The following is a 13073-nucleotide window of genomic DNA, read 5'->3' as shown; positions in this document are numbered from 1 at the left end:
CAGCTAAAATCAGTTAAAGTAAATAAAAAAGCCTGCAAAACATAAATTATAAGAATATTCTTAATGCCTGTGCGATACTCATATAATCTCGGCATTAGAGGCTTTTTTATATGCTCACTTCATGAACAGTCCACACTATTTCACTAAAACAGAAACCATTATAATTGATGGTGCAAATGATCTCATTATTCGATCTTTACTCGATCGTCAACAATATTATGATCCTACGGGCGCTGCAGAAAGATTAGGCATATGCTCTGCTTCATGGTCTTTATTTGGCATGCTCTGGCCTTCCAGTATCCACCTTGCAAGCGCTTTGGCTTTACGCCCTGTAAATGCCGACGAGCATATTTTAGAAATTGGCTGCGGGCTTGCCTTAGCTAGTTTAGTGGCTCATCGTCGAGGAGCCAACATCACTGCATCAGACCGCCACCCTAAAGCAAAATCATTTCTTCAAGAAAATCTTCGTTTAAACAAACTCGACAAGTTACCTTTTCGCCATGGCCAATGGGGCGTACATCCGACTCCATCCCTTGCGGATACTGGTGCTGCCCTGCTGTATAAAAAATATGATTTAATTGTCGGCAGCGATCTGCTCTATGAGCCCGACATGCCGCTAGCCTTGGCGCTTTTTATCAATTTACACGCAGCTAAACAAGCAGAAGTTTGGATTGTTGACCCCAATCGAGGCTATCGGCCAGCATTTAATCGCAATATGCAGACGCTGGGTTTTGAGTTGAGCTCAGATAATGTTTTAACCGAGACTGCTTCTAACCAAGAAAACTATCGAGGACGTTTGCTCATTTATAAACGTGCTTGAGCTAAAGTATCAGAGCCTGGCCCACATATACTTGGACACTCTACGGCAGGTAAAACCAATCGAATCAAGCGCAAACTCAAAGTATATAGCAATAAAAAAAGGTGACCGAAGTCACCCTTTTTTTGATCGCAAAAAGCTTAGTTCTTGCTCTCTTGTGCGGCACGAATCAGATCACCTAGAGTGGTCGGACCGGCTGCTGCTTCTGGTTCTTGCTTACGCAGTTCTTTAATCGCATCTTTCTCTTCTTCTACGTCTTTAGACTTGATAGACAAGTTAATAACGCGAGACTTACGATCGATGTTGATGATTTTCGCTTCAACTTCGTCGCCTTCTTTCAGGACGTTACGTGCATCTTCTACACGGTCACGGCTGATTTCAGAGGCTTTAAGAACAGCTTCAATGTCGTCAGCTAAAAGGATAACTGCACCTTTAGCATCAACTTCTTTCACGGTGCCGCGCACAATTGTGCCCTTCTCGTGTTCTGAAGCGTAGCTTGAGAACGGATCATCTTCTAACTGTTTGATACCCAGGGAGATACGCTCGCGCTCTGGATCAACAGAAAGAATGACAGTTTCCAGCTCATCGCCTTTCTTATAACGACGAACAGCTTCTTCGCCTGCTTCATGCCAGCTGATATCTGACAAGTGCACTAAACCGTCAATGCCGCCATCTAGGCCGATAAAGATACCGAAATCAGTGATTGATTTGATGGTACCGGAAATTTTATCGTTTTTATTGAACTGACTTGAGAAATCTTCCCATGGGTTAGATTTGCACTGTTTGATACCCAGAGAAATACGGCGGCGCTCTTCGTCAATGTCCAGAACCTGAACTTCAACTTCGTCACCAACCTGTACAACTTTGGATGGGTGGATGTTTTTGTTTGTCCAGTCCATTTCTGAAACGTGAACCAAACCTTCAACACCTTCTTCCAGCTCTGCAAAGCAACCGTAATCCGTCAAGTTGGTTACGCGTGCCATAACACGGGTACCTTCTGGGTAACGGGCTTTGATTGCTACCCAAGGATCTTCACCCAACTGCTTCAGGCCTAAAGATACACGGTTACGCTCGCGGTCGAATTTCAGTACTTTTACGTCAATCTCGTCGCCAACATTAACGATTTCGCCTGGGTGCTTAATGCGCTTCCAAGCCATATCAGTGATGTGCAACAGACCATCAACGCCACCCAGATCAACGAATGCACCGTAGTCTGTAAGGTTCTTAACGATACCTTTAACTTGCTGACCTTCTTGCAGGTTCTCAAGTAATGCTTCGCGCTCTGCGCTATTTTCTGCTTCCAGAACAGCACGACGTGAAACAACAACGTTGTTACGTTTCTGATCAAGCTTGATAACTTTGAATTCAAGCTCTTTACCTTCTAAGTGCGCCGTGTCGCGAACTGGACGAACGTCTACCAAAGATCCTGGTAGGAACGCGCGGATACCGTTCACATCAACTGTAAAGCCACCTTTAACTTTACCGTTAATAACACCGTTGACCACTTCTTCAGCGTTGAATGACGCTTCAAGAACCAGCCAAGACTCAGCACGTTTCGCCTTCTCGCGGGACAGCTTGGTTTCACCAAAGCCATCTTCAACTGCGTCAAGTGCAACGTGAACTTCGTCACCCACTTTAATTGTCAGTTCGCCTTGCTCATTGTAGAACTGCTCAACGGGGATAACGCCTTCTGATTTCAAACCAGCGTGTACTGTTACCCAATCACCGTCGATATCAACAATTAAACCAGTGATGATTGCACCGGGCTGCATGTCTAGAGTTTTTAGGCTTTCTTCAAAAAGGTCTGCAAAGCTTTCGCTCATGTTTAATCCTGCTGATCGAGGGCAAAATCTGCCCAAATCCACATTCCAGATAACGTGGTCTTATTAATAAGTTGAAAACATGTCAGCTATTATCTGGAAGCTGCGCATGATTCCTTTATGAGTTAAACCACGAATGCGTGGCTTACTCGGGTCACCCAGCCAAGCTGCGCACTGCAACTTCACTAAGAATTCTTTCTAGCACCTGCTCGATGGTCATAGTCGTTGAATCCAAGATGATTGCATCTTCTGCTGGCTTCAACGGCGCAATAACGCGATTAGTGTCACGCTCATCACGCGCACGAATCTCTTCAAGCAGACACGTAAGGGTAACAGTTTCACCTTTATCCTTCAACTGCAAATAACGTCTTCGCGCCCGTTCTTCTGCACTGGCAGTTAAAAAAACTTTTAAAGGGGCATCAGTAAAAACCACTGTGCCCATATCGCGACCATCCGCGATCAAGCCTGGCGGCTGACGAAAATCTTGTTGACGACGCAATAAACCAGAACGCACAGCTGGTAGTGCAGCCACTATTGATGCATGCGCACCAATGGTTTCATTACGAATAGCATCTGTCACGTCTACATTTTCTAAAATGACACGCTGCTTGTTATCACTATCAACAATAAATTGCACATCAAGAGCAGACGCTAACTTTTCTAGTGCCGCTTCATTATTCAGTGCAACATTATGCTTTTGCGCAGCTAGTGCGAGCACACGGTACAGTGCGCCCGAATCCAATAAATGCCACTGCAGCTGCGTTGCTAATAACCCTGCAATCGTGCCCTTGCCTGAACCGCTGGGCCCATCGACAGTGATAACGACAGGAAAACTCATGCTTTCCCCTCTTGTTCAACATGCATGCCTACGTGCTTGCATAACGCGAGAAAATTAGGGAAAGATGTCGCCACATGCACGCTATCGTGAATACGAATCGGTGCACTGGCACGCAGTGCGGCAACACTAAACGACATAGCAATACGATGATCACCATGCGCCCAGACCTCACCACCACCCATTTGCCCACCTTCGATAATGATGCCGTCTGGCGTGCCTTGCGCACTGATACCTAAAGTGGTTAAACCATCAACCATCACCTGGATTCGATCTGATTCTTTAACCCGCAGCTCCTCTGCACCACGCAGCACCGTGCGCCCCTCAGCACAGGCAGCCGCAATAAACAATACAGGGAATTCATCAATGGCTAAGGGCACCAACTCCAACGGAATCTCGATACCTCTTAAGCGTGCACTGCGCACGCGAATATCAGCAACCAGCTCACCGCCAACCTCTCGAACGTTCTCTAAGCTTAAGTCCGCTCCCATTAATTTTAAGATATCGATAACACCAGTACGCGTTGGGTTAATACCGACGTGCTCTAAAACCAACTCTGATTCCGGTGCGATACTGGCCGCCACCATAAAAAATGCTGCCGATGAAATATCAGCAGGCACTTCAATATGGGTACCGATCAATTCATGATTACTTTCAACTTTAGCGGTCGCGCCACGCACTTCAACTGGGTAACCAAAACCACGCAGCATGCGCTCGGTGTGGTCACGGGTCGGCGCAGGCTCTGTCACTGCTGTTTCACCTGCAGCGTACATACCGGCCAATAGCAAACAGGACTTAACTTGTGCACTAGCCATCGGCATTTCATAATGCATGCCGGTCAAACATTGTCCGCCACGTATAGTCAGTGGCGGGCGCCCTTCAGCTGCTGTTTCAATCACAGCACCCATTTCCCGTAGCGGCTTGGCAATGCGATTCATTGGCCGCTTCGACAGCGAAGCATCTCCAGCCAAGGTGCTGTCAAACGACTGCGCAGCGAGAATCCCTGACAGCAAACGCATGGTGGTGCCTGAATTGCCAACATAAATCGGTCCCGGCGGCGCCTGTAAACCATGCAGACCCACACCATGCACGACAACACGCCCGTTTTCTGGCCCTTCAATGACAACGCCCATATCGCGAAACGCTTGAATGGTTGCCAGTGCGTCTTCACCCTCAAGAAAGCCCTCAACTTCAGTTACGCCTTGCGCTAAGGAGCCAAGCATAATTGCGCGGTGCGATATTGATTTATCACCGGGCACTCGAATAGCACCATTGACCTGCCCACCAGGGCTGGCTAAAAAAATCAGATCATTATCAAGCATGGTTTTCACATAGGCCCTTTGGGCTAAAATTGTACTGAAATGTTCACGGGCAACACGTGCGCGGGTAAATACACCAAGCAAGTGACGTCCATCTTCTTTGGCAATTGCATTGCGCAACGCATCAAGGTCTTCACGGTACTGATCCAGCTGCTGTAATACAGCATCACGATTGGCCAGAAAAATATCGTGCCACATCAAGGGATCGCTGCCAGCGATCCGAGTAAAGTCACGAAAACCACCGGCGGCATAGCGAAATATTTCTAAGTTTTCACTGCGTTTAGCTAATGAATCAACCAAGCCAAAGGCCAATAAATGCGGCAAGTGGCTGGTCGCGGCTAAGACCCTATCATGCTGCTCAACACTCATACTCTCAACATCGGCACCCAAGCCTTGCCATAGCTGCTGCACACAGGCTAAAGCCTCTGCATCAGTGTCTGCGTGCGGGGTAAGGATAACTTTATGTTGCTTAAATAGGTCGGCATTGGCTGCTTCGACACCGCTGCGCTCGGAGCCTGCAATCGGATGCCCAAGCACTAAAAACGGCGGCAAATAACCGTATGCCTGTTGCGCCGCAGCCAATACATAGCCTTTTACGCTACCGGCATCAGTAATAATGGTTTTATTGAGATTAAGTGCCGCTAACTGAGTAAGCAAGCCTTTCAAAGCAAGCACTGGCACAGCCAGCATAACCACATCCGCACGCTGACATGCCTGTGCCAACACGCGAGTGCTGCTGTCAACAATACCTAGCTCAACTGCACGCTGACCCGCTTCAGCGCTAAGATCTACACCAATAACCTCGCGAGCTAAGCCAGCCTCACGAATGCCTTTAGCAAAAGACGAACCGATTAAGCCTAAGCCAATCACGACCAGACGATTAATAAGTGCTGCTGGTGGAGCCGTTTTCTGCATATTAGACCTGCTTTAACACATCAGTTAAGGCATCCAAAAAAACTTGGTTTTCAGCGCTAGTACCAATCGACACTCTTAAAAAGTTAGGCATAGCATAACCAGCAATGGGCCGTACAATAACGCCGCGAGCCAGCAAGGCCTGATCAATCACCGCCGCGTCTCGCTTAAAATCAACAGCTATAAAGTTGCCACGCGATGGCAGCCAAGATAAGCCAAGTTGCTTAAAGCCCGCTTCCAATTGCTGCATACCCTGTGTATTGGCTATCCGGCTGCGCGTTAAATAATCTTCGTCGTCCAACGCAGCACAGGCCGCTACCAAAGCGAGACTGTTAACATTAAACGGCTGACGAACGCGATTGAGTACAGCAGCAATCTCTTTTGATGACACTGCATAACCCACACGCAAGGCTGCTAAGCCGTAGGCTTTAGAAAAAGTGCGTGACACCAGTAGGTTGGAATAACGACTCAGATACGCCATACCATCTGGCAGATCGCTATCAGCGGCATATTCGATATAAGCCTCATCCAAAACCACTAAAACATCACTGGGTACTTTACTTAAAAAAGCATTGAGTGCCGCTTGGTTAAACCAAGTTCCGGTAGGATTATTTGGGTTGGCAATAAAAACCACACGGGTATTGCTATCAATAGCCGCTGCCATGGCATCAAGGTCGTGCCCGTAATCTTTGGCTGGGACCTGTCTACACTCAGCACCCGACGCAAGCGTAGAGATGGGGTAGACAGCAAAGGCATGCTCGCTGAACACGGCATTACGCCCTGGTGCTAACCAAGCACGAGCAACCAGTTCTAGGACATCGTTAGAGCCATTACCTAGGGTGATTTGTGCAGGATCAACAGCAAAACGCTCTGCTATTTTTTGCTTTAAAGAAAAACCACTGCCATCAGGGTAGCGCGTCAATTCAGGCAGTGCTTGAGTAATTGCCGCACAAACCTTGGGGCTGGGCCCAAGCGGGTTTTCATTGCTGGCTAACTTAACAATATCAGCGGGGTCTAAGCCGAATTCGCGCGCCAACTCTTCGACCGGTTTGCCAGGCACATAAGGCGAAAGCTCTTGCACGCTAGGTAAGGCCATCGTTAAAAAATCACAACTCATTGTCTTTCCTCAAACAATGAGCTGCCGCTTGTCGAGCGGCAACTCGCTACGCAATTAAAGAACAGCGTTGGGGTATGAACCTAAAATCTTTAAGCCAACGGATTCTTTAGCGATGCTTTCCAGTGCACTTTTAACCAGCGGATCATCTTTATGGCCATAGAAATCAATAAAGAATACATACGTCCATTTACCGCTGCGTGATGGACGGGTTTCGATACGTGTCAAGTCAATACCGCTGGCATGAAAAGGCACCAACAACTCGTGCAAGGCGCCAGGTTTATTGCTCATGGAGATAATAACTGAAGTTTTGTCATCACCCGTTGCAGGCACACTTTGATTACCTATAATCAAAAAGCGTGTTGAGTTATCTGGACGGTCTTCAATCTTATCAGCCAGAACAGTCAAGCCATACAACTGCGCTGCCATATCACCGGCTATCGCAGCGCTGTTCCATTCGCTCTTCACGCGCTTTGCTGCTTCTGCATTGCTGGACACTGCAACACGCTCGACGTTGGGATAGTGTGCATCCAGCCATTTACGGCATTGCGCTAAAGATTGCGCGTGCGAATAAATACGCGTGATGCGCTCAGTTTGGGTGTTATCAGCCACCAATAAATGGTGGTGAATGCGCAGCTCAACCTCACCGCAGATTACTAAATCATGCTCAAGAAAACTGTCTAAGGTGTGATTAATCGCACCTTCAGTTGAGTTTTCTACTGGCACTACGCCAAAACTGACTGCACCTGCTGCCACTTCACGAAAAATCTCATCAATCGCCGCCATCGGCTTGCTGATCACAGCTTGGCCAAAGTGTTTCAGAGCTGCAGCTTGTGAGAATGTTCCCTCAGGGCCTAAATACGCAACTTTAAGCGGCTGCTCAAGCGCTAAACAGCTGGACATGATCTCACGGAACAAGCGCGCCATATCCTCGTTGCCAAGCGGACCTTTGTTGAGTTCCATAATACGCTTGAGCACTTGTGCCTCACGCTCTGGGCGATAAAAAATCGCCTCCTCACCTTCAGCTAAGCTCTGCATTTTAATGCGCCCAACATCTTGGGCACAGCGGGCACGCTGACTGATTAGTTCGAGAATTTTTTCATCGAGACTATCAATTCGGACACGTAAAGCCTGCAGCTCTTGTTCACTCATTTATGCCTGTTCCTTTTCAAAAGTGTGCATATAGGCAACTAAAGCCTCAACCGCCTCAATTGATACAGCATTATAAATAGAAGCACGCATGCCACCGACTGAGCGGTGCCCTTTCAGATTGAGTAAGCCACGCTCATCAGCCCCCTGCAAAAACGCTTTATCAAGTTTCTCATCCGCCAAACGAAACGGCACGTTCATCCACGAGCGAGCATTGAGCGCAATAGGGTTGCTGTAAAAATCACTGTCATCAATGGTTTTATAAAGCAGCGCTTGCTTGGCGTAATTGGTCTTAGCCATGGCCTCTAGGCCACCTTGTTGCTTAAGCCACTTAAAGACCAAACCTGACAAGTACCAAGAAAAAGTCGGCGGCGTGTTGTACATCGAGCCATTGTCAGCTGCTACTTTGTAATTGAGCATGGTTGGACAGCTGGCGCGTGCACGACCGAGCAAGTCTTCACGGATAATGCCAACCACTAAACCACTGGGACCAATATTTTTCTGTGCGCCGGCGTAAATCATACCGAACTGGCTGACATCTAAAGGCTTAGACAAGATATCAGAGGACATATCAACCACTAACGGTGTATCGCCGGTTTGCGGTATCCAATCAAACTGCAAGCCACCAATGGTTTCATTGCTGGCGTAATGCACATAGGCTGCATCTTTGCTGAGATTCCATTCGTTTTGCCCCGGAATAGCAAAGTAATCATGCTCTTTTGCGCTGGCAGCGACATTGATCGGGCCAAAGCGCTGCGCTTCTTCAATGCTTTTGCGTGACCAGATTCCAGTATCAATGTAGTCAGCGCTGTCACCTTCAGCCAGGAGGTTCAGCGGTATTTGTGCAAACTGCTGGCTTGCTCCGCCCTGCATAAATAACACTTTATAATGCTTTGGAATGCTTAAAAGATCACGCAAGTCTTGCTCAGCTTCAGCTGCAATGGCAGTGAAATCATCACCACGATGACTCATTTCCATCACTGATAAGCCTTTACCTTGCCAGTCTAATAGTTCGCTTTGCGCCTGCCGCAATACCGCTTCAGGCAGCGCGGCTGGGCCTGCGCAAAAATTATAAACTCTACTCACTGCTCTCTCACTCTTCCGGGTTGCTTGGCTCGTCAGTAAGCGTTTGTTCATCTTCGCTTACGACATCCTGATCGATATCTGCTACAGCAGATGCACCTTGCGCTGTAACTGCTCCTTCAGTGCTATCCTCTTCGAGCGCATCATCCTCATCCGCGGGCTCTTGCACTCGCTCAAGTCCTACCAGCGTCTCATCTGCGGCCAAACGAATCAGCATCACACCTTGGGTGTTGCGAGACAGCGAGGACACTTCATCGACGCGGGTACGCACCAGGGTGCCTTGGTCAGAAATCAGCATGATTTCCTCACCGTCCAAGACTTGAATTGCACCGACTAACTTGCCGTTACGCTCATTGGAGACCATGGCGATCACACCCTGTCCACCACGACGGTAGTTGGGGAACTCAGTAATAGCAGTACGTTTACCGTAACCACGCTCAGAAGCGGTGAGAATCTCGCTACCTTCTTCTGGAATCAGCACGGAAATCAGCTTATCCCCTTCTGGTAAGCGCATCCCACGCACACCGCGTGCGGTACGGCCCATAGCGCGCACATCGGTTTCAGCAAAGCGCGTCACTTTACCGCCGTCCGAGAACAACATAACATCATGGCTGCCATCAGTCAGCGCGGCTGAGATCAAGGTGTCGTCTTCATCCAGTGCCAAAGCAATCAGGCCTGAGGTTCTAGGGCGACTAAACTGTTCCAGCGGGGTTTTCTTCACGGTACCGTTGGCCGTGGCCATAAAGATAAAGTAGCCTTCGGTGTACTCATTGATCGGCAACATGGCAGTGATGTTCTCACCTTCATCCAACGGCAATAAATTGACAATTGGGCGGCCACGTGAAGTGCGTGATGCTTCTGGGATTTCAAAGGTACGCTTCCAGTACACCTTACCTTTACTAGAGAATAGCAGCAGCGTGGTGTGACTGTTTGCAACTAGCAGGTGCTCAACAATGTCTTCGTCTTTAACACCAGTCGCCGCTTTACCACGACCACCACGGCGCTGTGCGTTATAGGCATCCAGCGGCTGGCTTTTTGCATAACCAGAGCGTGAAATCGTCACTACACGCTCTTCTTCGGTAATTAAATCAGCAATGGTTAAATCAACACGTGACGCCGTAATCTCGGTGCGACGCGCATCGCCAAAGTCGGTTTTGATTTTCTCTAATTCTTCGCGGATCACTTCCAGCAAACGCTCGGCACTGCCAAGAATTTCCAGTAGTTCACTGATTTGCGTAAGAATTTCTTGGTATTCAGCCAGTAATTTTTCATGCTCAAGCCCAGTTAAACGGTGCAGGCGCAGATCAAGAATGGCTTGTGCTTGTTCCGGAGATAAATGATAGAAACCATCATGCATCCCGTACTGTTCATCCAAATCCTCTGGGCGACTGGACTCAGCACCTGAGCGCTCAACCATGGCCGAGACAGCACTTGATTCCCAAGCGGTAGCAATTAAACGCTCTTTTGCTTCAGCTGGGGTTGGCGAGGATTTAATCATCGCAATAACAGGGTCAATGTTTGACAGGGCAACTGCTTGCCCCTCAAGAATATGTCCACGCTCACGAGCTTTGCGCAACTCAAATACGGTGCGGCGTGTGACCACCTCACGGCGGTGGCGGACAAAGACTTCCAGCATGTCTTTGAGGTTAAGCAGGCGCGGCTGCCCATCAACAAGAGCCACCACGTTAATACCAAACACGCTTTGCATTTGTGTTTGCGTATAAAGATTATTGAGCACCACTTCAGGCACTTCGCCACGACGCAGCTCGATCACCACGCGCATGCCGTCTTTATCAGACTCATCTCGCAGCTCGCTGATACCTTCGAGTTTTTTCTCTTTAACCAGCTCGGCAATTTTTTCAATCAAACGGGCTTTGTTTAACTGGTACGGCAGCTCACTGATAATGATTTGCTGGCGACCACCGGCTTTATCGATATCTTCAATGAAAGTGCGTGCGCGCATGTAAATACGGCCACGGCCGGTGCGGTAGGCTTCGACAATACCGGCGCGACCATTGATGATACCTGCAGTCGGGAAATCTGGCCCTGGAATAAACTGCATCAGCTCATCAACATCAATCTCAGGGTTGTCAATCAAGGCTAAGCAGCCATTGATCACTTCAGTCAGGTTGTGTGGCGGAATATTTGTCGCCATACCCACAGCAATACCTGATGAGCCGTTTACCAACAAAGCAGGAACTTTGGTTGGTAAAACAGCTGGAATCATTTCGGTGCCGTCGTAGTTGGCCACCCAATCCACAGTTTCTTTATCTAAGTCAGCCAGCAACTCATGGGCTAACTTGGTCATGCGCACTTCGGTATAACGCATAGCTGCTGCGTTATCACCGTCGACAGAACCGAAGTTACCTTGGCCATCCACCAGCAAATAACGTAAAGAGAACGGCTGCGCCATACGTACAATGGTGTCGTAGACTGCAATATCACCATGCGGGTGATATTTACCAATCACGTCACCGACGACACGCGCCGATTTCTTGTAGGGTTTATTCCAGTCATTACCCAATTCACGCATCGCGAAGAGCACACGCCGGTGTACAGGTTTTAAACCGTCACGTGCATCTGGCAACGCCCGACCAACAATTACGCTCATTGCATAATCGAGGTACGACTGTCGCATTTCATCTTCGATACTGATCGGAAGGATTTCTTTGGCCAAATCACCCATGGAAGCTCGGTTCCTTATTAATTCATCATGCCCAATTCAAGCGTGCGATAGTAACACATGCCGCACAAGCGCGCTCAAGCAACGCTGAGGCTTTTTCTTACTATTGCTTGCCTATGTCCGTTTTCGCAGTACAGCTCTGCAGTTTCTCTTGATCCAACACTGTTTACGAGCAAAAGACTTCTTTATATCAACTCTGCATTAACGCGCGCATTTTCTGCGCATCGGGCTGATTAACAACACCGCGCTCGGTAACGATCACATCAATAAGTGCAGCAGGTGTCACGTCAAATACCGGGTTAAGCGCATCAACTTCTGCTGCCACACGCTGCTGACCGACAAATAGAATTTCTTCACCTGTGCGCTCCTCAATTGGAATCTGCGCGCCGCTGGCAAGCTGCATATCAATGGTAGAGCTGGGTGCTACCACCATAAATTTAATCTGATGATAGCGCGCCAACACTGCCAGCTGATAAGTGCCAATTTTATTTGCCACGTCTCCATTGGCAGTAATGCGGTCGGCACCGACAATGATCCAGCTGATCATACCCTGCTGCATTAAATGACCCGCGGCTGCATCAACATTAAGCGCACAAGGAATACCCTCGCCCGCCAGCTCCCACGCGGTCAAACGTGCACCTTGTAGCCAAGGCCGCGTTTCATTGACGTGCACACAGCGAACTAAGCCATCTAAATAGGCCGCACGAATCACGCCCAACGCAGTGCCAAACCCAGCAGTAGCCAATGCGCCTGCGTTGCAATGGGTCATCACGTGCTGAGGCGCGCTACCGGTTTCTCGAATCAATTGCAAACCCAGCTCTGCTGTACGCAAGTTAGCGTTGCGATCATCATTAAAGATAGATAGCGCTTGCGCCTCTAGCGCTTTAAGCGGCTGTTCTGTTTGTAGGGCCGTTGCTAAGCAATCACGCATCGCCTGCAGCGCCCAGAATAAATTAACCGCTGTCGGGCGTGATTCTGCCAGCAAGCTAAAATCAGCCTCTAACGCTGCGGACAAATCACTAACGTGATTGGCAACATGTTGCTGGGCCGCCAAAACCATAGCAAACGCCGCCGCCACACCAATCGCCGGTGCGCCGCGTACACGCATCTCACGGATGGCTTGCGCCACGTCAGCAGCAGTCTCATAACGCTGCCAAAACTCTTGCTGTGGCAGCAAGCGCTGATCCAGCAAGTAGAGCGCATTGTCACGCCACTCCAGTGCTTTTACTTTCTCAGCAGCACGCATTTGCTCACGTATCATTGGCACGACCCCTTGAAAAATATGTAATTATAGCCGAATCTGCATCTTATGCTGTAAAGCACCTGTACCTTATTTGTGCC

9 protein-coding genes are annotated in these 13073 nt (G+C 48.7%); 1 reads left to right on the top strand and 8 read right to left on the bottom strand.

Annotated features, from left to right (window positions below):
• Positions 1 to 121 precede the first annotated feature (121 nt).
• Positions 122 to 820 carry a methyltransferase gene (locus FXF61_RS05675; RefSeq protein ID WP_151184353.1) on the top strand — a complete coding sequence of 233 codons (699 nt, stop codon included), beginning with the start codon at positions 122 to 124 and terminating at the stop codon, positions 818 to 820.
• A 137-nt stretch (positions 821 to 957) separates the two neighbouring features.
• Here FXF61_RS05675 and rpsA read toward each other — a convergent pair whose 3' ends face one another.
• The 8 genes from rpsA to mtnA all read right to left on the bottom strand — a co-directional run bounded on the left by rpsA (position 958) and on the right by mtnA (position 12990).
• Positions 958 to 2640 (bottom strand): 30S ribosomal protein S1, encoded by a 1683-nt coding sequence (gene rpsA / locus FXF61_RS05670; protein WP_151184352.1) that lies wholly within the window; start codon positions 2638 to 2640, stop codon positions 958 to 960.
• 151 nt (positions 2641 to 2791) lie between these two features.
• Complete coding sequence (gene cmk, locus FXF61_RS05665; RefSeq protein ID WP_151184351.1) at positions 2792 to 3475, bottom strand: (d)CMP kinase; 684 nt, start codon at positions 3473 to 3475, stop codon at positions 2792 to 2794.
• Positions 3472 to 5706, bottom strand: a complete 2235-nt coding sequence (locus FXF61_RS05660) for a bifunctional prephenate dehydrogenase/3-phosphoshikimate 1-carboxyvinyltransferase (protein ID WP_151184350.1) — start codon at positions 5704 to 5706, stop codon at positions 3472 to 3474. The genes cmk and FXF61_RS05660 overlap by 4 nt, the downstream gene beginning before the upstream one ends.
• A gap of 1 nt (position 5707) precedes the next feature.
• Positions 5708 to 6820, bottom strand: coding sequence for a histidinol-phosphate transaminase (gene hisC, locus FXF61_RS05655; RefSeq protein ID WP_151184349.1), 1113 nt, complete (start codon positions 6818 to 6820; stop codon positions 5708 to 5710).
• Positions 6821 to 6874: 54 nt separating this feature from the next.
• Positions 6875 to 7969 carry a prephenate dehydratase gene (pheA, locus tag FXF61_RS05650; protein ID WP_151184348.1) on the bottom strand — a complete coding sequence of 365 codons (1095 nt, stop codon included), beginning with the start codon at positions 7967 to 7969 and terminating at the stop codon, positions 6875 to 6877.
• Positions 7970 to 9052 carry a 3-phosphoserine/phosphohydroxythreonine transaminase gene (gene serC / locus FXF61_RS05645; protein WP_256663509.1) on the bottom strand — a complete coding sequence of 361 codons (1083 nt, stop codon included), beginning with the start codon at positions 9050 to 9052 and terminating at the stop codon, positions 7970 to 7972.
• 7 nt (positions 9053 to 9059) lie between these two features.
• On the bottom strand, positions 9060 to 11735 hold the full coding sequence (gene gyrA, locus FXF61_RS05640) for a DNA gyrase subunit A (protein ID WP_151184346.1): 2676 nt from the start codon (positions 11733 to 11735) through the stop codon (positions 9060 to 9062).
• Positions 11736 to 11922: 187 nt separating this feature from the next.
• A complete protein-coding gene (gene mtnA / locus FXF61_RS05635; protein ID WP_151186016.1) occupies positions 11923 to 12990 on the bottom strand; it encodes an S-methyl-5-thioribose-1-phosphate isomerase in 1068 nt (355 codons plus the stop codon).
• Positions 12991 to 13073 lie beyond the last annotated feature (83 nt).

Source organism: Pseudomonas sp. C27(2019) (genome assembly GCF_008807395.1).
Taxonomy (GTDB): domain Bacteria; phylum Pseudomonadota; class Gammaproteobacteria; order Pseudomonadales; family Pseudomonadaceae; genus Denitrificimonas.
The sequence above is the reverse complement of the archived record's forward strand: the minus strand, read 5'-3'. Positions and strand labels throughout refer to the sequence as shown.